General features: G+C 53.2%; 19 protein-coding genes. 14 read left to right on the forward strand and 5 right to left on the reverse strand.

Going from position 1 to position 21,988, the window contains the following annotated elements; genetic code table 11:
• The first annotated feature begins 270 nt into the window (after positions 1–270).
• Together HCG48_RS04835 and HCG48_RS04840 are read left to right on the forward strand one after the other, a co-directional pair.
• Positions 271–471 (forward strand): hypothetical protein, encoded by a 201-nt coding sequence (locus HCG48_RS04835; RefSeq protein WP_168568142.1) that lies wholly within the window; start codon positions 271–273, stop codon positions 469–471.
• Positions 472–494: 23 nt separating this feature from the next.
• On the forward strand, positions 495–2,057 hold the full coding sequence (locus HCG48_RS04840) for an FAD-dependent oxidoreductase (protein ID WP_246259906.1): 1,563 nt from the start codon (positions 495–497) through the stop codon (positions 2,055–2,057).
• A gap of 292 nt (positions 2,058–2,349) precedes the next feature.
• Here HCG48_RS04840 and HCG48_RS04845 read toward each other — a convergent pair whose 3' ends face one another.
• Positions 2,350–4,131 carry a glycoside hydrolase family 10-like protein gene (locus HCG48_RS04845; RefSeq protein ID WP_246259908.1) on the reverse strand — a complete coding sequence of 594 codons (1,782 nt, stop codon included), beginning with the start codon at positions 4,129–4,131 and terminating at the stop codon, positions 2,350–2,352.
• A 221-nt stretch (positions 4,132–4,352) separates the two neighbouring features.
• On the opposite strand from HCG48_RS04845, the gene HCG48_RS04850 reads away from it, so the two are divergent.
• Positions 4,353–4,490 (forward strand): hypothetical protein, encoded by a 138-nt coding sequence (locus tag HCG48_RS04850; RefSeq protein WP_168568144.1) that lies wholly within the window; start codon positions 4,353–4,355, stop codon positions 4,488–4,490.
• On the opposite strand, the gene HCG48_RS04855 is transcribed toward HCG48_RS04850, so the two are convergent.
• Together HCG48_RS04855 and HCG48_RS04860 are read right to left on the reverse strand one after the other, a co-directional pair.
• Positions 4,487–4,687, reverse strand: a complete 201-nt coding sequence (locus tag HCG48_RS04855; protein ID WP_168568145.1) for a CAB/ELIP/HLIP family chlorophyll-binding protein — start codon at positions 4,685–4,687, stop codon at positions 4,487–4,489. The two genes, HCG48_RS04850 and HCG48_RS04855, sit on opposite strands and share 4 nt — an antisense overlap.
• On the reverse strand, positions 4,684–5,730 hold the full coding sequence (locus HCG48_RS04860; protein WP_168568146.1) for a succinate dehydrogenase/fumarate reductase iron-sulfur subunit: 1,047 nt from the start codon (positions 5,728–5,730) through the stop codon (positions 4,684–4,686). Before HCG48_RS04860 ends, HCG48_RS04855 begins: the two co-directional genes overlap by 4 nt.
• Before the next feature lie 191 nt (positions 5,731–5,921).
• On the opposite strand from HCG48_RS04860, the gene HCG48_RS04865 reads away from it, so the two are divergent.
• From HCG48_RS04865 to HCG48_RS04890, 6 genes are all read left to right on the forward strand, one after another.
• The gene (locus HCG48_RS04865; RefSeq protein ID WP_168568147.1) at positions 5,922–6,503 is read left to right on the forward strand and encodes an RDD family protein; all 582 of its coding nucleotides are present in this window, start codon (positions 5,922–5,924) and stop codon (positions 6,501–6,503) included.
• Between the two features lie 121 nt (positions 6,504–6,624).
• Positions 6,625–6,813 carry a 50S ribosomal protein L33 gene (gene rpmG / locus HCG48_RS04870; RefSeq protein WP_168568148.1) on the forward strand — a complete coding sequence of 63 codons (189 nt, stop codon included), beginning with the start codon at positions 6,625–6,627 and terminating at the stop codon, positions 6,811–6,813.
• A gap of 100 nt (positions 6,814–6,913) precedes the next feature.
• A complete protein-coding gene (gene rpsR / locus HCG48_RS04875; RefSeq protein WP_168568149.1) occupies positions 6,914–7,129 on the forward strand; it encodes a 30S ribosomal protein S18 in 216 nt (71 codons plus the stop codon).
• Between the two features lie 369 nt (positions 7,130–7,498).
• Positions 7,499–9,520, forward strand: a complete 2,022-nt coding sequence (locus tag HCG48_RS04880) for a ribonuclease R family protein (protein WP_168568150.1) — start codon at positions 7,499–7,501, stop codon at positions 9,518–9,520.
• A gap of 107 nt (positions 9,521–9,627) precedes the next feature.
• Positions 9,628–13,485 (forward strand): hypothetical protein, encoded by a 3,858-nt coding sequence (locus HCG48_RS04885; RefSeq protein ID WP_168568151.1) that lies wholly within the window; start codon positions 9,628–9,630, stop codon positions 13,483–13,485.
• 198 nt (positions 13,486–13,683) lie between these two features.
• A complete protein-coding gene (locus HCG48_RS04890) occupies positions 13,684–15,060 on the forward strand; it encodes a lysophospholipid acyltransferase family protein (protein WP_168568152.1) in 1,377 nt (458 codons plus the stop codon).
• A 104-nt stretch (positions 15,061–15,164) separates the two neighbouring features.
• Here HCG48_RS04890 and HCG48_RS04895 read toward each other — a convergent pair whose 3' ends face one another.
• Positions 15,165–15,398: a Nif11 family protein gene (locus HCG48_RS04895; RefSeq protein ID WP_168568153.1), complete on the reverse strand. Its 234-nt coding sequence runs from the start codon at positions 15,396–15,398 to the stop codon at positions 15,165–15,167.
• A gap of 533 nt (positions 15,399–15,931) precedes the next feature.
• Between HCG48_RS04895 and dxr the strand changes: the two genes are divergently transcribed.
• From dxr to HCG48_RS04915, 4 genes are all read left to right on the forward strand, one after another.
• Positions 15,932–17,128: a 1-deoxy-D-xylulose-5-phosphate reductoisomerase gene (dxr, locus tag HCG48_RS04900; protein WP_168568154.1), complete on the forward strand. Its 1,197-nt coding sequence runs from the start codon at positions 15,932–15,934 to the stop codon at positions 17,126–17,128.
• A 150-nt stretch (positions 17,129–17,278) separates the two neighbouring features.
• On the forward strand, positions 17,279–17,968 hold the full coding sequence (locus HCG48_RS04905) for a tetratricopeptide repeat protein (RefSeq protein ID WP_168568155.1): 690 nt from the start codon (positions 17,279–17,281) through the stop codon (positions 17,966–17,968).
• Between the two features lie 142 nt (positions 17,969–18,110).
• A complete protein-coding gene (locus tag HCG48_RS04910; protein WP_168568156.1) occupies positions 18,111–18,359 on the forward strand; it encodes a hypothetical protein in 249 nt (82 codons plus the stop codon).
• A gap of 126 nt (positions 18,360–18,485) precedes the next feature.
• On the forward strand, positions 18,486–19,298 hold the full coding sequence (locus HCG48_RS04915; protein WP_168568157.1) for a SirB1 family protein: 813 nt from the start codon (positions 18,486–18,488) through the stop codon (positions 19,296–19,298).
• 118 nt (positions 19,299–19,416) lie between these two features.
• Here the strand turns inward: HCG48_RS04915 and HCG48_RS04920 are convergent, their stop codons facing one another.
• Entirely contained in the window at positions 19,417–19,872 is a 456-nt protein-coding gene (locus tag HCG48_RS04920) for an SRPBCC family protein (protein ID WP_168568158.1), read from the reverse strand.
• Positions 19,873–20,429: 557 nt separating this feature from the next.
• Here HCG48_RS04920 and HCG48_RS04925 point away from each other — a divergent pair.
• Positions 20,430–21,953, forward strand: coding sequence for a mechanosensitive ion channel (locus HCG48_RS04925; RefSeq protein ID WP_320415772.1), 1,524 nt, complete (start codon positions 20,430–20,432; stop codon positions 21,951–21,953).
• Positions 21,954–21,988 lie beyond the last annotated feature (35 nt).

A 21,988-nucleotide genomic window follows, 5' to 3' on the forward strand; every position in this document is an offset into this window, starting at 1 on the left:
CCTTATTTTTTTATTTTTACAAAAAAATGAACGGGGATAGTGCATTCCCATGGCGATAGATTCGCGCTCTTAAAAAGAGAGCCTTGTACTCGATCGCGCGCCCGGGTCATCCCAAAGGATACCTCGATTTTAGCGGAATCGGAACAGTAGAAAAGGTTAATTTTTTTTGAAAAATAATAGCTCAAATGCTCTTATTTCCGGCAAAATTTCCCTAGACTGGAGCGATCGCCTCCGTTGCAAAAGTTAACCTAAAAGAGAACGGCGGCGATCGTGCCAGATCGAAAACTGGATCGCCTCTGGGGGTTGGGCGCTCGCTCGCCCGTTACAGTCAATATGCAAAGCAATCGCAGCGATCGCGGGGGGATTGGCGATCGGCTCGATGCCGTGTTATGCCAGAGATTGCCGCGCTATCTCACGCCAGCATTACGGCATCCATCTGGCACCTTAGAACTCGTTGAGAACTCATTATAGAAGAGCTATAGAGGCGATCGATCGTGACTGACAACGAACGTTATTACGATATCATTACTTTCGGCGATGAAGTTCCCGGCGTCCTGGCGGCGATCGCCGCCGCACGGGAATACCGTCGGCGTACCGAAACCTATCCCAAAGTCCTACTGATGTCCAAAGCCGACGCCCGCGAAGGCATTGGCGGGCATCTCGTGCGCGGGGGACTCGCCTACCTCGATCGCAGCCAAATCGAGATCGACCTACGAAAATCCCTCAACTTAGGCACCTTCGGCGCACCGCCGAGCCTTTATGAAGAATTCTTGAAAAAAGCCGGAGTCGTTTCGATCGCCCTCGACCCGCACAAAGCCGACGCCGCGCTCAAAACCATGCTCAAAGAAGCCGGAGTCGCCATTTTAAGCAACGTCGAGATCGAATCCGCCACCTGCGACAACGGCCCGTTAGTCGAGATCGTCACCGCACGCGGAGAAATCTATAAAGCCAAACAATTTATCGACGCCACCGTTAACGCCGAATTGGCACAAGCCGCCGGAGTCACCAAATACAACGGCTTTGCCACCTTCGGACTGCCCGACTCCGAACTCCCCGTAACCCTCGTTTTCGTCACCGAAGGCTTGAGCGTCAAAAGGCTCAAACAGGTCGAATACGCCTACTTAAAACGATTGACCAATAACAACGATCGCGAAGCCCAACGCTTTATCGACATTGCCGCCCGAAGCGAAAGCGGCTTAGTCGAAGTCCTCAAGCGCGATTTAGTCGATTCGCGAGGCCAATTAAAAACCCTGTGGGCCGGAAAAGATCACATCGACGTGCGCTCCAACGCCCTCTCGATCGTCTATCATGCCTGTCGGGGCAAAAAGCTCGACCTCGAAGAAAGCGGATCTCTGCTCGATCGCGGTAACATCGCTATTTTAGGTGGCGATCGCCTCTCCTGGAACGCCCTGCTGTTCACCGTCACCGGAAGCGAAGCCGAAACCCTCGCCCGCAACTGCGCCAAACCCACCCCCGCCATGCTCGAAGAAATGTCCTACGTCGAACGTTGGTTCAAGAGCATCGGCGCCAAAACCGTCACCCCCGCCTCAGAACTCTACATCCGCCACGCAGGAAACGTCGTCGGCGTCGTCGAACCCTTAAGCGGCGCCCAAATGCTCGCCGGAGGCGTCCCCGCCGACGAGGCGATCGGCACTTTTGCCTATCATTTCGACGTGCGCGGTGGCATCCGAGGGATCGGTCGCAAAGCCAACGAAAAAGGCTTTCTCAGCACCGTCTTCGACAAACCCATTTTCAACATCGGCATCCGCCACGCCCAAATCAAAGCCGTCCCCAACCTCGCCGTGGTCAGTCCCGCGTCCGGCTTTGAAGGATTCGCCTCTTCCGCCGGACGCATCGTCGAATTTAATGCAGCCGTCGGACAAGGAATCGGCATCGCCGCCACCCTCGCCGTTCTCCAAAACCGTCATTTGGCCGAGATCGGCAATCGGGAAGTGCATGAAACCCTCAGTACCACCGGACAACTCCCGCCCATTTTCGGCAAGCCGAAAGAGCAGGAAGTGGCGAGATTGCGCGATTTCGAGTCGGCTTTAGCTTAAGAAAATGGGGAGAGGAAAGAAAGGAGAGAGAATTGAGGTGGTAGCGCTCCCATTCCCCGCCCCACAGGGAGTTTTCCTGATTCTCCCTCTACTCTGCGCTCCTTCCCTTCCTACTCCCTCTCCCATCTACAATCTATAGTCATTCCAATTTAGATTGAGACATATTCTGGCATTTACAGCGCCTTGAAGAGTGAGTTTACCCACACCCTGTAGAGGTGATTCGCGAATCACCTCTACACAGATATTGTGTCTCATTCTTATTTGAAACCACAATAAAATCTAAAATCCCCCATCACCTCGACGGTTCCCAATCGTCAACTAAACTGGGAATCGTGGCAGGTTCGGGAAATAAAGATTCAAATAACACCTCCCGTTGTTCGGCAGATTGCTCGCTCCACTTCCACATACTTTCGTAAAAAAAGAACGAAACCCCGGCAAAGCCTTTCTCACGGGCGATTTGGACTTGCTCGGCAATGCGATCGCCCTCCACGGGACGACCTTTTAATCCCGTTAAAATCCCGATCGCGAACGGAACGTGAGTGCGCGCCGTTTCCACTTCTGGATTTTCCAACTCGGTCGCGAACACCCGGTTATCGTCGCGATACACTTGCAAGATAATCTCTTCCACCAATCCCTGACGTTCCCAGGTTTCCCAATCGGCGAGAAACTCCCGGTAGGAAAAGCGTTGGGGATTGGGAGACAAACTGACGATCGCGTCCGGATTGGCTCGTTTGATCGCGCGGAACAAGCGGTCTTTATACTCAGTAATCTTATCGGCCCGCCAGCGCAACCAGTCCGGATCTTTCGGGTCTTCCGGCGGCGGGTTGCCGTCGTGTTCGCGCTTGTAGAGAGCGACGGTGTAATCGTCGTAACCGAACTCGGAGGGTAAGCCTAAATGATCGTCGAGCTGAATCCCCGCAACGTCGTAATTTTCGATAATCTCGACGATCAGATCGGTGATAAATTGCTGCACTTCGGGATGAAAGGGATTGAGCCAGACTCGGGAGTGGATGCCTTCCATTTTCTCCCGGGTTCCGTCGAGGCGTTCCGTAATCCATTCCGGTTTGCGGCGGGCTAACTCGGAATCTGCCGGGGCCATAAAGCCGAACTCGAACCAAGGAATCACGCGCAGGCCCAGGCGTTTGCCTTCGGCGACCATTTCGCGGAGCATGTCGCGATCGCCCACTCCTAGATCCGGGTCGAGATTCTCGTCAATCGGCGTCACCAAACGCACCGATCGCCCGGTCACCGCTTTGGCCACGTCGCTCGGATATAAAGTATAACCCCAATTCCATACCGTCGGATAGACGGTGTTGAAATTGAGGGCGGCCAGTCGTTCCATCGCCGCCGTCAGGTTCTCCTTCGAGAACAAGACCTCACTATCGATATTCGTAATCCAAACCCCGCGCAGTTCGGTTTCCGGGACGATCGCCACCCGGGCGACGTACTCTAAAGGAATCGGCGATTGGTACTGCATCAGCGCCTGACAGAGGAAACTGGCGACCTCGGCGCGACTGGCGAGGGCGTTGGGATTGAGGCGATCGCGCTCGGGGTAGTTGACCGCCAAGCGGCGCTCGGTGGCTGCGGCGACGGCGGTGTAGGCATACTCGGGAATACTTGTCGCGTCGGCGAAGGTTCGCGGTAAAGTTTCCTCGGGTTTGTGGTTCGCCGCATAATCCAAACCACTCGCCAAGGCGACCAATACTTGAACCCGAGGGATATTTTGTGCGGGATTGAAGCGATCGCCCGGGTAACCCCGGAGAAAACCCCGTCGGTACGCCGTGGCGATCGCCGGAGTCGCCCAATAATTGGCAGGTAAATCGACAAAGCCGATCGCCGGACGCACGTCCCGACGTTCGGAAAAGGCGATATCGAGCATCGTGGCGAATTCCGCTCGCGTGACTGGGGCATTCGGACGGAAAGTCCCGTCGGGATAGCCGTTAATAATGCGCCGAGTTTGCAACTCTTGAATACAACCTTCCGCCCAATGTCCGGCGATGTCCGGTAAAGTCGTTTGAGCGCCCACAGGCTCGATCGCGCCGACGGTCAGACTCAAGAGGGGAAACAGTGTCAATGCAATTTTAGATGCTACTTTGGATACAACTTGAGATGCACTTTTAGAGTTTACTTTAGATGTACCCTTTTGATTTTGCAGCTCGAACATAGATCGCCTTGTCCTCAAGGAAGAATGTAAATAAGGTGATTCGAGTCCGACCGATCGCCGCCCGTCAAGGGTGCGATCGCCGGAGCTGAACTGACCGATCGAGGAGACTTTGTTTCTATAATTTCTTGACAGTGCAGCCAGTTATCACCTTCTCGGTCGGCTACCGATCCGCTCCAATCGACTATCAATGTCCGTCAATGTATCGATTGGCGATCGCCAGGAGAACGATCGCCCGCCGTAGAAATTCCGGGCGATCGCCGATTTTTTAACGCAATCCCAACCAGGTAAACAAATCCTGGTGAGTGACAAACTCTAAAAACAATAAGCCAAAAAAGGCCAACATCGCCAAACGTCCGTTAATCCGTTCGGCGTATTCAGTCCATCCGAACGCGGGTTCGGGTTCCGGGGGGTGTTCCGTCGGGGTAGGAACTTCAGATACTTCTGTTTCAGTGTTTTCGACACTCATAATTTCGATTCGATAGGCTCACTAGATTGAGATTCGACATTGCGAACCGCTTCGATCAGCGATCGCACTTCGTTCGTTCCTTCCGAAGGCTCGAAGGTGAAGGGAAACTTGCGATGGGCGACCATTTGCAAGCCGACCGGGCCGAGACTGAGTAAGCCGCGCAGGTCCCGGAAGAAATTCCCCACTACTAATAAAGCAAATTTGCGCTCGTCAACCCAGCCCCCTCGCTCGACTAACTCGACTAAAACCTTGCGGTGGCGGACGGGACGGGAGTCGTCGCGATCGCGGCGTTCGAGGATTTCGTGTTTGACTTGCCCGATTCGATCCATGGGGGCGACCTCCATGGGACAGACCGCATTGCAGTAATAACAGCGCGTGCATCCCCAGACCCCAGACTGGGTGTTGTCGTACTGGTTTAAGCGTTCTTCGGTGCGGTCGTCGCGGGAATCGGCGATCGCCCGGTAGGCTTTGGCGAGGGCGTGAGGGCCGACAAAATCGGGATTGACTTCGCGGGCGTTACATTCGGAATAACAGGCGCCGCAAAGGATGCAATTCCCCACGGCGTCGAGTCGGGCTCGTTCTTCGGGGGATTGCAAGAACTCCCGTTCGGGAACTTGGCGCGATCGCGTGCTGACGTAGGGATCGACCGCTTCTAAGTTCTCCCAGAATTGGGTCATATCGACGACGAGATCTTTAATCACGGGCATATTTCCCATCGGGGCGATCGTGATTTCCGGGATCGAATCGTCGGTCTCCTGACCGGGATCGGAGCTTTGAGATTGGCGAATCTTTTGCAAGCGGGCGACTTCGGCGCCGATATTCTCTTTACAGGCTAAAGTCGATCGCCCGTTGATTCTCATCGCACAGCTTCCGCAAATGGTATTGCGGCAATTTTTACGGAAAGCGAGAGTGCCATCTTGCTCCCATTTAATCCGATTGAGACAGTCGAGAACGGTACTGCCCTCACTAACGTCGAGTTGGTATTCTTGAACAGTGGGGGCGCTATGGGGATTCTGTCGAATTATTTTAAATAAAACTTGCATGGTGTAGAAGGGGTGAACGAGTCACGCAACACAGAAAGAATGACGGGGACGGCGATGGACGAGCGATCGCACGGGGGTCCTCGATCCAGTGTACGGCCCGATCGCCCCTCGGATGGCGGGGAATGGAATCGATGCGATCGGGCGATCGCCTGTCAAGATAGATCTGTAGGCACTCGCGAGCGTGACAACTCATGGATACTGAACCCCCCGTCTACAAACGCTTTCCCCGCGTGGGACTCGGACGACGGGCCGCCGCCTTCATCGTCGATTATTGGGTCGTTTCGTTACTCAGTTCCCTCGCCGGAGATGCGAACCGCCCGGGAATCGAACTGTCTCAGGCGATTTTATTCGTGATTTTATGGTTGGGAATGCGCGGCATTCTCGCGATGGTCAACCAGGGGCAAAGTTTGGGGCGGTGGGCTTTCGATATGAAATTAATCGAAACAAGATTTGGCAGAAGACCGCTTTTACTCGATTTAGCCAAACGGGAGGCGATCGCCGGATTCGGCGCCCTACTCGCGGCGGTCGGATTGACCAACGTCAGCCCCGGGGATGGAACCGGGATCTTGTTTTTACTCCCCTTGGCGATCGACTGTAGCGCCACCTTGAGCGATCCGATGCTCCAGCGTACCTTACACGATCGCGCCGCCGGGACGATGGTAGTGGCCACCCGGCGCGGCTTTTCCCTCGATCTCAAACTCAAACACGGCTATTTCAAACTGCGTCAGGCGATCGATCGCCAATTGCAAAATCGGGGTCGGGGCGATCGCTAATTCCCCTTTCCCGGGAGCCGACCCCTAAAAAAATTCACTTCGCCCTTGTAGAACCCCTCATTTTTATGAGATAATCATCATTCGTGTTTAAATTTATTAGCATTTTAGAGCGAGTAAACCTATGGCTAAGGGTGTCCGTGTCATAGTGACGTTGGAATGCACTGAGTGTCGCACGAATACTGACAAACGCTCTGCGGGAGTCTCGCGATACACCACTCAGAAAAATCGTCGCAACACCACGTCACGGCTAGAACTCAAAAAGTTCTGCACGCACTGCAACAAACATACGATTCACAAAGAAATCAAGTAACTAAGACGTTCCACCCCAAGCGGTATCGGCGTCTTCAGGCATTCGTTTCGTCTGCCTGTCCGTTGTTCTCGATCCTGTAAAGAAGAGCTGTCCAAGTCCTATGGCTTATTATCGTCGTCGTGTTTCTCCGATTAAACCAGGCGAACCCATCGACTACAAAGATGTCGAACTGCTGCGTAAGTTCATCACCGAACGCGGCAAAATTCTCCCCCGGCGGATTACGGGTTTAACCGCCAAACAACAGCGAGATTTGACCAAATCGATCAAACGCGCTCGCATCCTCGCCCTGTTGCCCTTTGTTAACAAAGAAGGGTAAACTGCGACCGGAATAGTCCGGAATCGGGCGATCGCCACCTCCCAAGTTTAACTTTTTGAGGAGTTTGGGGAGCAGTAAATCCCGCGCTCAAGTTTTTAATTGAGCGTTGGGATCCACGAACTCCCCAAACATGGTAAAATCCGGCTACCTAACCGGGTCCAAAAATTGCGAAACCCAAGCTAGCTCCATACAAGTTTTTTGGTACAGCCCGTGCTTTCCTAAATCTGAAGGAACTAAGACCGACAAGTTCGCTTGGAAGCCATCGATGTGGGTTGTTGCCCGAGCTGTATTCTGTGAATCAGCCTGGGTCGTCAACAACCCATTGTTTCAAAGACAATGCAGACACTCAGACACTGATTTTTAAGGCTCGTGGAGAAGGGAACGCTGCTCGAATACCGACTGCAAGGAGAACGCCGTCTCGCCGTGGCGGATCGTCCGGATGGGAAAAAAAACTGGATCGTCATCGACGAATTCGGTCAGTCCCAAAGCCTACCTCCTCGCCAAATCAGTTACGAAGTGACGGGAGAACAGTACAAACCCACGGATATCCCCCGTTTTCGGCAAGACGCCGAGCCGTATATCGACCCGTCGAGTTTGGAAGTCGCCTGGGAAATTCTCGTCGAAGAAGGACAGGGAGTGAACCCGCCGGAACTGGCGCAATTTCTCTTTTCCGAACAAACCCCGGTGGCGTGTTACGCCGCTTATTTACTGCTGTCCGAAGATAAACTTTACTTCAAACAGAAGGGCGATCGCTACGAACCTCGCCCGGTCTCTCAAGTCAACGACCTCAAACATCAACAAGAAGTCGAACGGCAAAAACAACAAGAATGGGAAGAATTCGTCGCTCGGGTCGAGCGCAGTTTGGCTGGGGAACAAGCCGAATGGTCGAATAGCGATCGCATCCGCATCGAAGCCCTAGAACGCTACGCAGCTCAGGGAGAAGACGCCAAAGATCGAGCGACCGCTAAAGAAACCCTCAGCGCCTTAGAACGTCCCGACAGTTCTCAAGGTGCTTTTGATTTATTGGTCGATTTGGGCCTGTGGAGCGAACACGAAAATCTATTCGTGCGGCGCACTCAGCTTCCCACGTATTTCTCTACTAAGGTACTCGAAGTGGCTCACCGTTGTCTGACCTCCCCTCCACCGGATCCCGACGCCGACAACCGCCTCGACTTGACCCACTTAAAGGTGTACACCATCGACGACGAAAGCACCGAAGAGATCGACGACGGCTTGAGCGTGGAGTCCCTCGAAGACGGGCGCCGACGACTTTGGGTACACATTGCCGACCCCACACGCTGGCTGACCCCCGGCGACGAACTCGATTTAGAAGCGCGCCGACGCTGCACCACAGTTTACCTCCCCACGGGCATGGTTCCCATGTTTCCGCCGGAACTCGCCACCGGACCGATGAGTTTGGTGCAAGGGGAGATTTGTCCGGCGCTCAGTTTCGGCATTGTCTTGGACGACAACGGCGCCGTTGAAGACTACACGATTCACCCGAGCATTATCAAACCGACCTATCGCCTCACCTACCACGATGTCGATGAAATGCTCCAACTCGGCATTCAAGCGGAGCCGGAAATTGCCCAAATTGCCGAATCGGCTAAAAAACGGCAGCAATGGCGCGACTCCCAAGGGGCGATCGCCATTTCCATGCCCGAATCGACGATTAAAGTCTGCGGCGACGAAATCTTCGTCGAAGTCCTCGACGATTCCCCCGCCCGCCAACTGGTCGCCGAAATGATGATCCTCACCGGGGAAGTCGCCGGACATTTCGGTCAACGGGAAAACATTCCCCTGCCGTTTCGTTCCCAACCGACCCCGGAACTGCCGCCCCCAGAAGAATTGCAACTGTTGCCCCCCGGTCCAGTGCGCGCCTGCGCGATCCGGCGTTGTATGCCCCGCAGCGAAATGAGTACGAAGCCCGGACGCCATGCGAGTTTAGCTTTGGATAACTACACTCAAGTCACCTCGCCGATTCGCCGCTACAGCGATTTACTGGCTCATTTTCAAATTAAGGCGTACTTGCGCGGGGACGAGGTGCCGTTTTCTTCGCAAGACCTGCAAGACGTGATGCTGTCGATCTCCAGTTCGATCAAAGAAGCCTCTGTCGTCGAACGCCAAACCAATCGGTATTGGGCCTTGGAATATCTGCGCCGTCATCCGAACCAAGTCTGGCAAGTACTGGTCTTGCGCTGGCTGCGCGAAGAAGAAAACTTAGGGCTGATCTTGTTAGAAGAGTTGGGAATGGAACTGCCCTGGCGCTTCCCGCGTGCGGTCTCGTTAGGGGAACGGCTGGAAGTGCAGGTCACGCACTCCGACCCGCGCGAAGATCAAATTAATTTCCAAGAAATGCTCTATCAAACCGCTCAAACTTCGATTAACTGAGCTTTCGGACGATCGCCCCTACGGACGATCGGGCAACTGGCATAACTCAAAACGGGAATGCCGAACCACAGAGGGGATAATCGGATAACGCCCTCGGTATCCGTGCCATGTCCTCTCGAAAGCATCCCCTGATTTCCGTCTATCTAGACGTATCCAGTGGCGATCCCCACCTGCTCGATCGCCTCGACACCCTGATCGGTTGGGGGTGGCTGACCGACGACCAGGCTAAAGTTTTAGCGCTACAGTATTTGAGCGAAGCTTTACCCGAACCCTCTGAGGTTGAGACCCCGCCTCAGACCGCCGCCAGCCCGCCGCCACCGCCACCCCCTCCGAGACGATCGCCCGAACTGCTGCGATCGCTCAAAGCGGAATTTAGCGTGCGGTGGTTGCTATTTTTAGGCATGTTTATGGTAGCGATCTCCTCCGTCGTCCTCGCCGCCAGTCAGTGGGAACGCTTCGACCGGACCGCCCAATATTTAGTCTTATTCACCTATACCTCAGTATTTTGGGGCGTCAGCCAGTGGACGAAACGCCGGGATAACTTACAATTAACCGCCCGAACCTTAGAAATTATCGGCGTTTTGCTCGTTCCAGTCAACTTTTGGGCGATCGACGGCTTCGGGTTGTGGAATCACTGGGGAGGATGGCTGACGATCGCGATCGCCACCCCAGTTTTAGTGACCATCATCGCGCGCTATCCCCCTTGGCAAGATCGCCGATCCTACAAGTTCGGGACGGGCGCCGTTTACCTCGCCAGCGCGATCGCCCATTGGGGTTGGACCTTCGTAAACTGGCCCGTGTCAGCCATTTATCTCAGTATCGCCCTCACAGGGGTGACGATCGCCATCCCCCGCCGGATCGCGATCGCCGATAGCTTATTCCTACTTTACGCCACGATCGTTTTACTCGGACGAGGGATCGTCCTCGTCCCCTTGCTCCCAGAGACCCTCGGTCTGGCCGTCGGCGCGATCGGCTGGATCGTTTTAACATTGCACGAAAAACATAAAAATCTTCAAAACCCCTCGAAAATCAAACGTCCGGCGATCGTCGCCCTCGGCCTACTACTGCTCGTAAGCGGCTGGCTGCTTTCCATTGAAACCCTGACTTGGCAGAGCCTCGGCGTCAGTCTGCTCGCCTTGTGGTGGTTGGGCGATCGCCTCCGCCACAATTTCAACGTCGGCGAAACAATCGCCCTATTTTTTATCGGCTTGCAAGCCTATTGGCTGACTCGCGATTTAATTCCCCCCGTGGTGCGCTCCGGCGCCTTCTCCACCGGAACCCAACTGACCGCCTCCCAATCTCACCCCTGGGTACTCCTGAGTCTGACCCTGTTACCGTATCTGTTCCTCGTTCTCTGGGTCGGCGATCGCTTCTACGCCCATGCTCCCGGAGATTCTCCTGTGGAGACGCTACGAGAACGCCAACGGGATGCTCGAAAATGCGCCATTACCCTAGACCTGTTGACCGCCATTTTTGCCCTCCTGTTAGGACTGCTCGGCAGCGCCAATCCAGCCACGCGATCGCTCTACCTGCTCGCCAGCAGCGCCACCCTAGCCGTTCTCACCGTCCGCCGCGCGTCGCTTCCCCTCAACCCGATCCAACCGCGCCTCCTCCTCTACCTGACCCATTGCGGCGTCCTCCTCAGCGCCAGTTCCCTCCTCGATTGGGCGATTCCGGGCCTGTCCGCGCGCACCTGGGGGAGCGTTCTCACCGCCACCGCGATCGCCGAGTGGGGACTCAGTGCCACCTTCAACCACTTAGGGACAGAAGATCGCCCCCGATTTTGCTGGCGAACGACCCTCGCAGAAAGCGGCTTATATTTCGGTTTGGGCTTGGCGAGTTTGAGTTATTTGGGATTTCAAAATATCTATCTCCTCGACGATTCCAGCTTGGGAAATGGGGGCTTAGTTTGGTTTGCAATTCCGATCGCCCTCAGTGCGATCGCCGACCGCTTGCCCCTCGATCCTCGCCTCGGTCGCACCTTGGCAACGATCGCCACGATCGCCGCCGTTACTTTAACCACTCCCACCGACGCCACCCGCTTGATGGGGTTCGGACTCGCCACGATCTTGTCCGTCGTCAATACGCGATCGCTCAAACAGGTCCCGACGGCAGCGATCGCCGTCGGCTTCGGACTGTTCTTTGCCGCTCAATTTTTGGCGATCGGGGTCTGGGGAATCCCCCCGATTTCCGGTCACAACTGGTGGCTCGTCGTTTCCGGGGCGATCGCGACCTTTACCCTCGTCGAGCCGCCTTTACGCCGTCGGGGGACGCCTCTGAGCCACATTTACGCCCGCAGTGTCGGCGGCTGGGCGATCGCCTTGGGGGTCGTCGAACTGCTGTTCCTGTCGATTCATACCGTCGGTATTTTTTCTGACTACAGCACCTTAAGCGTAGCCATCCTCCTCGCCAACGGGATTCTCCTCGCGGCGATCGCCGTTCGACTGGCTAGGCAGCCCTCGGACTGGGCGATCTTGGCCTTCGGCTGGGCCTTGGAATCCACCGTAGCACAAACCGTGGGCTACTTCGATCGCTCGGTATTGAGCTTGGGTGTCGCCAATATCGCCCTCGGACTGGCTACCCAGTGGATTTCTCAATGGTGGTATCGTGCCACCGAACGCCCGTTGCCTCAACTGTGGCAGGCGATTCCCTTAGCTTACGGCATTTTGGGGGTGTTGCTGCGATCGGGAACCGTCACCGCCTGGACGGGATGGACCACCTTCGGTTTGGCGGCGATCGCCCTCGGCGTCGGACGACGATCGCCCGCCGCGAAGCCCGTCTTATACGCTGGGATCGCCGGGATTTCCGCCGCCGCCTTCGAGCTAACCTGGTATCAAGTCGCTCCCTTTACCCTCGGCGATCGCCTCGTTTTAGTCGCCACCCTCGCCAGCGCGATCGCCTACGTTTATCAAATCGTCAAACGTCCATTCAGCCGTTATTTCGGCTTACCCGTAGCTGAAGTGGAGGCGATCGCTCACCTGCATTGGGCGATCGGGAGCATCGTCCTCGTCGATAGCATCTCCCGTCCGATCGCACAAACGAGCTGGGTGGCGTTGGGAACGGGGGCGCTGTTAAGCCGCTACGCGATCCGGCTTGGCCGTCGCTTCCCGAACCCCCGAGAACGCGATCTGCAAGGGGAAATCGCTGCCGAAGCCTGGGTTTATGCGGGAATTGCCGAAGCTTCCGCCGTCATTGTCTACCTCATCGTGCGATTGCCCGCCGTCTGGCAACAGACCGCGATCGTTTGGGGAGGGGCGATCGCCTCGTGTATCGCCTATTTCCTCTATTTCTTGCCCTGGGAACGGTGGGGATGGCCCGCGCGACCTTGGCGTTATACTGCGTTACTTTGGCCCGCGATCGCCGCGATTTGGAGTAGCCAATTTTGCGAGGTCACCGCCTATCCTTGGTATATTTCCGCCGCGATCGTCGCCTCGTTTTACGGCTTTCTCAGTCGCCGCGATCGCAACCTCCGGATCGGTTATACCGCGATCGCCCTGCTCAACTGGGCAATCTGGCGCGGTCTCGGCGCCTTGCAACTCAGCGATCCCCTCTGGTTCGTCCTCCCCCCGTCCGCCTCCTTACTCTACCTGGCTGCCGTCGATCCCTGGTTGACAAGCCGACGACAACCGCGCCATTTCGTGCGCATTTTCGCCACGGGTTTAGTTTGCATCGTCCTCTTTTTCCAAGGGAATTGGATTTTGACGGGATCGATCGGTTTGGGCTTTATCTTTGCCGGATTGATGTTTCGAGTTCGGGCTTTTCTTTATCTCGGAACGGGGACATTTTTACTCAACGCGATCGAACGGCTTATTTTTCTCAATACCCTGTCTTTTTTCATGCGATCGCTCGTCGGTTTGACCGTCGGTATTTTCTTAATTTGGATTGCGGCAACCTTTGAAACTCGACGAGAACAAATAGTTACCTTTGTCCAAAATTGGTTAATCGAATTAAAACAATGGGAATGAGGTAATTTTAGATTTTAGAGGGTGTATTAGAGGGTGTGATTGTAGATTGGCATTGTTTTCGCGGGCAAGATGCCCCTCCCCCAGAGGTTTATTCCTTCCCTCCTTTTAGGGATGTCTCGATCGCGAGGATGCCGACTTAGCAACTTCTGACTTCTTGGCTATTTTCTCTTACTTTCCGACTTCTGAACTTCCCCAACGATGACAGTGACTCAAGCTAAACCTGCCTTAGAATTTATTGCACCGCAATTCAACCCGATCTTATTGCAAACAGCTAAAATTATCGTGCCGTTGTGGCGGCAATTTCGCACGCCGATCGCCCATATTCGCTGTGAAAATGTCGATCGCCTCGCCCAACTGTATCATCAATTTCAAAACGGTAACATTCGTTTTCTATTAGCCTTTCGACATCCGAGTACCTGCGATCCGTTTGCGATCGCCCATTTACTCTGGAAAGAAGTTCCCAAAACTGCCCGCCAGCAAGGGATACCGTTGACCGACACCGTTCACGTTCACGGATTATACGATCGCGGGATTCCCCTGTGGGCGGGACAGTGGCTGGGTCGCGTCTTCGCCGGACTCGGCGCCACGCCGATTCAACGGGGTAAAATCGACCGTCTCGGGTTAAAATCGGCACGAGATTTATTCGCGAACGGGCGTTTTCCAATGGCGGCGTCTCCCGAAGGTGGAACCAACGGACACAATGAAGTGATTAGTCCGTTAGAACCGGGAATCGCCCAAATGGGATTTTGGTGTGTGGAAGACCTCGAAAAAAGCGATCGCCCGGAACGAGTTTTTATCGTTCCTTTAAGTCTTCAATACGAGTACCGCGATCGCAATTGGGATCGGTTAGCCACGGTCCTCGATCGCCTCGAAAATGATTGCGGTTTGCCTCCTTTTAGCAATGGAACTTCCGTTCGCGATCCGTTCCCCGATTCCCCCCTTCCGGCGGGATTTTATCCGCGTTTAATTCGGATCGGGCTGCACTTACTGTCTAAAATGGAAGAGTTTTACCGACGCTTCTATCACCAAAAGCTACCGGAAAATCCCCCTAAACCGTCCGAGTTAAGCGATCGCCTTTCTAACTTATTAGATGTCGCCTTAACCGTCGCCGAAGATTATTTTCGTCTATCTCCAAAAGGCAATTTAATCGATCGCTGTCGGCGGTTGGAACAGGCGGGATGGGATCGCATTTATCGAGAAGATTTGAACGATTTCGATCGTGTTTCTCCCCTCGATCGCGGACTCGCCGATCGCGTGGCGGAAGAAGCCAGTTTAAGGATGTGGCATATGCGATTAGTGGAAAGTTTTGTCGCCGTAACGGGTCGTTATGTTGCCGAAAAACCGACCTTCGATCGCTTTGCCGAAACCCTTTTACTGATTCAATCTACCCTCGATCGGATTAAGGGAGAACGTCGCGACTTTCCCAATTTAGGGCATCAATGCGTCTCGGTCAGAGTCGGCGAACCGCTTTCGGTTTCCGACCGCCGGGATGAATATAAAAATAGTCGCCGCTTGGCGGTTGCGTCCCTGACTCAAGACCTCCAAACGGCGTTAGAAAATTCGATCGTTCAGTGAAATATTTAGGCAAAGGAAAGGGCGATCGACCTTGCGATCGATCGCCCTTTTTCTTCTTTTCTCGATCCTAGGCAAAAGAGGGAAGGAAGACGCAGATTCTCAGATTATCTCGCCAAAATATGATGGCGTGGAGAAACGCCGGGATTGATGAGAGTGGCTAACTCTTCTTCGGATAAGTTTTCAATCTCCTGGCGTAATTGTTCTTGGGTGTAGCGATAGCCTTTTTGGCGGGCGAGTTCCATAAATTTATCGAGATTGGCGATCGCGTCGCGTTTCTCTCGCAGGGCTAAACTGTTTTGAATTTCTTTAAATAAAGTAGCTGCATTTTGACTGAGCATTGAATTAAACCTCCAGGTTTTAAGTTTTAATAGATCGTTGAAATTAACTCAGTTAAAACATTAAAAATGGGGGATGACGGACTAATAAAGTTGTCCAAATTTTAGATAGCAAAATTTGCACAAAAGTTGCATTTTATGTTCTGGCGATCGCCCCCGTGGGTGATAGGTAAAATTACCGTCGATTTTGAGAGGAAAAATCGCAATTTCAGCCGCCACTGACGGCGACACAGGGCGATCGCGGGTTCTGAAATCGTGCGGTCAAAGCCTATTAGCCGTCGATCCCCGTGTAATCTGAGTTAGTTTAGAGGATAAACGGCGATCGGCAAAAAGTGGGAAAATTTTGACAAAAATTGACAAAAGTTAAAGATTATGTCTTGACAATTCTGCTCTCGATCGCGGGATCGAACGGGACGATCGCGAGATCGAGAGGGCGATTCGGGAGGGGATCGGCGCTAAAAATCTCAAAACTGAATGCGAACAATGACCCCCGAGACTTTAAGATTGTAGGAGTTGCGGTTATTTCGGAAAACATTTTGAAAGCAATTACTCTACTCGGTTCGACCGGATCGATCGGAACCCAAACTTTAGATATCGTGGCGCAATACCCCGACCAGTTTCGGTTGGTGGGATTGGCTGCAGGCAGTAACGTTAAAATGTTGGCGGATCAAGTCCGGCAATTTCGACCGGAAATCGTCGCCATTCGGGCCGAAGAAAAATTAAGCGAACTCAAAGCGGCGATCGCCGATCTCGACCCCCAACCGATTCTACTGGGGGGAGAAGCCGGAATCATCGAAGTATCCCGTTACGGCGACGCGGAAGCAGTGGTCACGGGGATTGTCGGATGTGCGGGGTTACTCCCGACTGTTGCGGCGATCGAAGCGGGAAAAGATATCGCTTTAGCCAATAAAGAAACCCTGATTGCAGGCGGTCCGGTCGTCAACCCGTTAATCGAAAAACACGAGGTTAAATTATTACCTGCCGACTCGGAACATTCGGCGATTTTCCAATGTTTGCAAGGAGTTCCCGACGGCGGCTTGCGGCGAATTATTTTAACCGCTTCCGGGGGCGCTTTCCGCGATTGGCCCGTGGAGAAATTAAAAGAGGTCAAAGTCGCCGATGCTTTAAAACATCCCAACTGGTCGATGGGGCGTAAAATCACCGTCGATTCGGCCACGTTAATGAATAAAGGACTCGAAGTGATCGAGGCCCATTATTTATTCCATATGGATTACGACAACATCGATATTGTCATCCATCCGCAAAGTATTATTCATTCTTTGATTGAAGTTCAAGATACTTCAGTTTTGGCGCAGTTGGGCTGGCCGGATATGCGTTTGCCGTTGCTTTATGCCCTGTCTTGGCCCGATCGCATTTATACAGATTGGGAAACATTGGATTTAGTGAAAGCGGGGAATTTAACATTTAGAGAACCCGATCGCGACAAATATCCCTGTATGCAATTGGCTTACGAAGCCGGACGCATCGGCGGTTCGATGACGGCGGTGTTAAATGCGGCCAACGAACAAGCTGTCGCCTTATTTTTAGAGGAAAAAATCGGATTTTTAGAAATTCCGAAAACCATCGAACGGGCTTGCGATCGCCATCGTAACGACCATCGAGAGAATCCTTCCTTAGAGGAGATTATCGAAGCCGATCGCTGGGCGAGACAGGCGGTTTTAGAAACGGCGGCAGATTTAGCCAAAACGCCCCTTTCAGTTTCGCTCAAATAAATCGGCAATTTCGGCCAAACGAAGCGGACAGTCGCGCGGATTGGGGGCGATCGCCCGGGAGGGGAGGCGGGCAACTGCTGAAAAAAACTCGTAAAATCTAGAGTTGTAGCATTTTCAAAAGTGCAGGTTTGCGCTTTTTGCCCCCTCACCATGAATCAACTGTTTAACCGCGTTGTCATTTTAGGAATTCTCGGCGCTTTCGGCAGTATCGGCGCCCCTCCCGCGATCGCCAGCGCCGAGTTGCCGAGGGTATCGATCGCCCAATCCCAAGCCCAAAGCTTGTTCGATCGCGCCGTCGAAAAAACCGAACGGGGAGATTTTCAAGGGGCCGTCCGGGACTATTCCCAGGCGATCGAAATGCAGCCGAATTACGTGGAAGCTTACATCGGTCGGGCGAATGTGTTGTCAAAAGCGGGCAACCAATCCGGGGCGATCGCCGATTATTCCCAAGCCTTGCGCCTCAACTCCAAAAAAATCGAAGCCTACATCGGTCGGGGGAGTGCGTATTCCGCGATCGGCAATCAAGCTTCGGCGATCGAAGATTACAGCCAAGCGTTGCGAATTAATAATAATTCGGCGGAAGCTTATGTCGGTCGGGGCGCCGCCTACGCCGCGATCGGCGAATTCGATCGCGCCATGGACGATTTTAATGAAGCTGTCGAAATTAATCCCGCCGATGGCGCCGCTTATTTCAATCGCGGTTTAATTCGCGCCCAACAAGGCGATCGTGAAGCCGCCATTTCCGATTTTCGCCAAGCTTCCAGTTTATTTCAATCTCAGGGAAACAATACTCTCTCGCAACAAGCACAAGCATTTATTCAACGGTTGCAGCAAAATTAAACAGCACAGGTAAGACAAGCGGCAAAAATAGGCAGTGGGGAGTCGGGAGTGGGGAGATTTTTGTGCTTCTTATGCCTAACTTTGCCCGTCTCAAATCTCAAATCTAATATTTCAACTTTCAACTCTCAAATCGTAAGAGCGAATGCCTGTAGATTTAATCATTATTATCGCTGCATTCATCGTGACCTGGCTAGTTTTTATGTTGGTTTTAAATGTTCTTAAAGCCACTTTGAAAACTGCCATTACGATCGCGGCGATCGTCTTGGCTTTACAATTAATTTTCGGAATCGGTCCTCAAGATTTATGGCAACAAATTATCGAGTTACCCCGACTCGTCTTTCCTCAACCAGAAGAACCGCCGCCACCGTATCGAGGCGATCGCCCCTTTTGAATTTATTTCAAATTTACTTGAATTTACTTAAAATAAGTTGGTTCTCGATCGCTTTAAGAGTTCACAGATATAAAAAATAAGCCTATAATAAAAAAAATGACAATCCTCCGTAATTCTCCGTTTTAAATGGATTTTCCTTTAGCCCGACAACTATTTTATCGCGAAATTCATCGGCCAGACGAAGACATCGACCTGGCGAAAGCTGCGCTCTATTTTGCCTTAGAAGAGTATCCGGAACTCGAACCCGATGCCTACCTCAATGCCCTCGACGAGATGGCATTAGAAATCCAAGAGCGTCTGCCACAACAACGCTATCCCCTGCGTATTATTCAGACAATTAATGAGTATCTCTACGATGATTTGGGGTTTAAAGGGAATAGCCAAGATTATTACGACCCGCGCAATAGTTTTCTGAATGAGGCGATCGATCGCCGCACGGGAATTCCGATTACCTTATCGTTAATTTATCTCGAAATTGCCAAACGCATCGATTTTCCGATGGTGGGAATAGGGATGCCGGGACATTTTTTAATTCGTCCGGTGTTTGAAGAGGTCGGCTTTTTTGTAGATCCGTTTCATGGCGGCGAGGTGCTATTTCCCACGGATTGCGAACGGCGTTTAATGCAGATTTACGGCAAAGAGATTAGCTTGAAACCGGAATTTTTGGAGCCGATCGCCCCCAAGCAATTTTTAGCGCGGATGCTGACCAATTTAAAGATGATTTATTTGCACCGCCACGATGCCAAACGCACCCTGGCGGCGATCGAGCGAATTTTGCTGCTGTTTCCCGATCGCCCGTTCGACTTGCGCGATCGCGGTTTACTGTACTATCAAATGGATCGGCGAACCGCCGCCCGCCAAGATTTGGAAATGTACTTGAATTTATTACCACAAGCGCGCGATGCTACGGCCATCCGTCAGTTACTCGATCGCCTGTAAGAAGTATCGATTGTAGATCTAAGTTAGATCTAAGATTTTAGATTGGGCAATGTCGGGAATGGGGACTCGTAAAAGCGCAAAACTTTCCCGACTCCCCACATTGTTTCTCGCGACTCTCTCAATCCCTCAATTGCAATTCTTCCGCCAGTCGCTTGAGTCGTCGCAATTGCGCTTGCATGTCTTCGCGAGTCCAAGCGGCGGCGAAGCGATCGAAGCCCCAGGCGATCGCTCGATTGGGAATCTCGAACTCGAAGCGGTTCAAAAGTCGGGTTCCTTGTCCTTCGGGCAGGCATTCCCAGCGATCGCGACCTTTGAAAAAGCCCTGAAATTCCCAGACGATCGCCCCGGGTTTGCGTTCCGCGACTACACTATTTAAAGTCGGTTGCAACAGGGGAATTTGAATGATGAAGCGGCTACGACTGCCAATGTCCGTACTCCATTCGCCGACAGGTTCGCAGCGCAATAGGGGATTGAGCCAGCGATGCATCAAAGTGCGATCGGTAATGCAACGCTCGACAATGCTCGCATTGGCACGAATTTGGATGGATTGCTCGAAAACTCTCGGCGGTGACATGCGATCGGTTCTTTCTCCACAGACGGCATTTTAGATTTTAGATTTTAGATTTTAGATTTTAGCTTCCCAGATTTGGGATCCTGGAAGAAGCGATCGCCCCGGTCGGTCTGTCGTCAGTCTCGCTGTAGTGGATCTTGTCTTGACAGCGCGCGATCGCCGTTGCCCTCTATCCTTGGGTAGAATTTTGTAAAAAATGTAAAAATTTGTATTTTTTAATCTTTATTCATCAAAAAGTTACATTTAAACTCATTATCTCAGCAAAGACGGTTTCAAGATAGGGTTAAAGACCTGAAATCTCCATAAAAAGGCATTCTCAAAACCGCAAAAAACCGACTTGACCCTGTAGGATAGTGGCAAATGCTGCTATTGGTAGTATCGGCCTCATCCTGTCTTGGGATGTCGGTCGGCAACATTTTTATTCCAACTACAACCAACCAGCTATGAATGACATGTGGTACATAAGACCAGAGCCAGTGGGGGATCTCCCCAATTCGGTCTCGCTACTGGCTCAGACTTCAACAGGCGGATTCGACCCCCAAGCGATGGTGGTCAATCCTGTGACAAACTTTGTTAATGGCTTGATGGATTTCCTGCCGAGCCTGCTCGGGGCGATCGCCATCCTGATCGTCGGTTGGCTTGCAGCAACGATAATTGCGGCAGGGGTTCGCGGTTTACTCAACCGTACCGATATCGACAATCGGATCGCCAATGCGGTGATGGGGCGTCAGGAGTCGCCACCGCCGATCGAAAAATGGGCGGCGAGCGGCGTCTATTGGGTAATCATGATCTTCGTCTTGGTTGCCTTTTTCAACGCCCTCAAATTAGAGGTCGTTTCGCAGCCGCTCAACAGCTTTTTAGATCAAATCTTCAACTACTTGCCCCGTTTGGGTGGAGCCGCCTTACTCTTGGGCGTCGCTTGGATCGTGGCAACGATCTGCAAAATGTTGCTCACCACGGGCTTGCAGCGTTTCCGCCTGGACGATCGCCTCGCCCAGCAGACGGGAGAAGGGGAAAGCCCCTTCATGCTCAATGAAACCCTGGCCAATGCCCTGTATTGGTTCGTGTTTCTCTTCTTCCTGCCGCCGATCCTGGATGCCTTACAACTGCCCGGAGCCCTGACCCCGGTACAGAACCTCGTCGATCAGATCCTCTCGGCATTGCCGAAGATTCTCACCGCCGTCATTATCGGCGCCATCGGCTGGCTGATCGCCCGGATCGTGCGCGGGATCGTCACCAACTTGCTGGCGGCGACGGGAACCGATCGCCTCGGACAGCGCATGGGATTGACCCAACAAAATGAGGGAATGTCCCTCTCCGGCTTGATCGGAACCACCGTCTACGTCCTGATCCTGATTCCGACGGCGATCGCGGCGTTGAATTCCCTGCAGATCGAAGCGATTTCCGATCCGGCGATCGCCATGCTGCAGCAAATCCTCGACGCGATTCCCAAAATCTTCACGGCGGGCTTAATCTTCGGCGTCTTTTACGTCGTCGGGCGTTTCGTCTCCGATTTCGTCACCAACATCCTCACCAGTATCGGCTTTAACAACATCTTCGCCGCCCTGGGCTTTTCCAGACCGTCCACGGCTTCAACCCCTGCCGATAGCACCCCGGAATCCGGATCCGACCTGACGAGTAAAACACCGTCGGAAATTGTCGGCATCGTCGTGATGGTAGCCATTCTGTTATTTGCTGCCGTCGCCGCGACCGAAGTGCTGCAATTTGAAGTGCTGACGATTATCTCCGGCGAAATCCTGCGAATTGCCGGATTAGTCCTCGTCGGCGTCATCGTCTTCGGTATCGGCTTGTACTTAGCCAATCTCGCCTACTCCTTGATCGCGCAATCGAAAACCGCCCAAGCGGAAATTCTCGGTCAAGCCGCGCGCATCTCGATTATCGCCTTGGCGGGCGCGATGGCCTTGCAGCAAATGGGAATTGCCCCGCATATCGTCAATCTGGCCTTCGGCTTGCTGTTCGGCGCGATCGCCGTCGCCATTGCCCTCGCCTTCGGTTTAGGCGGACGGGATGTCGCCGGAGAACAATTGCGCGACTGGCTCGCCCAATTCAAAAACAAAGAATAACATCGCCCCCGCGCGGCGATCGCCATTATCAGAGC

The sequence above is a fragment of the Oxynema aestuarii AP17 genome, from assembly GCF_012295525.1.
GTDB classification, from domain to species: Bacteria; Cyanobacteriota; Cyanobacteriia; order Cyanobacteriales; family Laspinemataceae; genus Oxynema; species Oxynema aestuarii.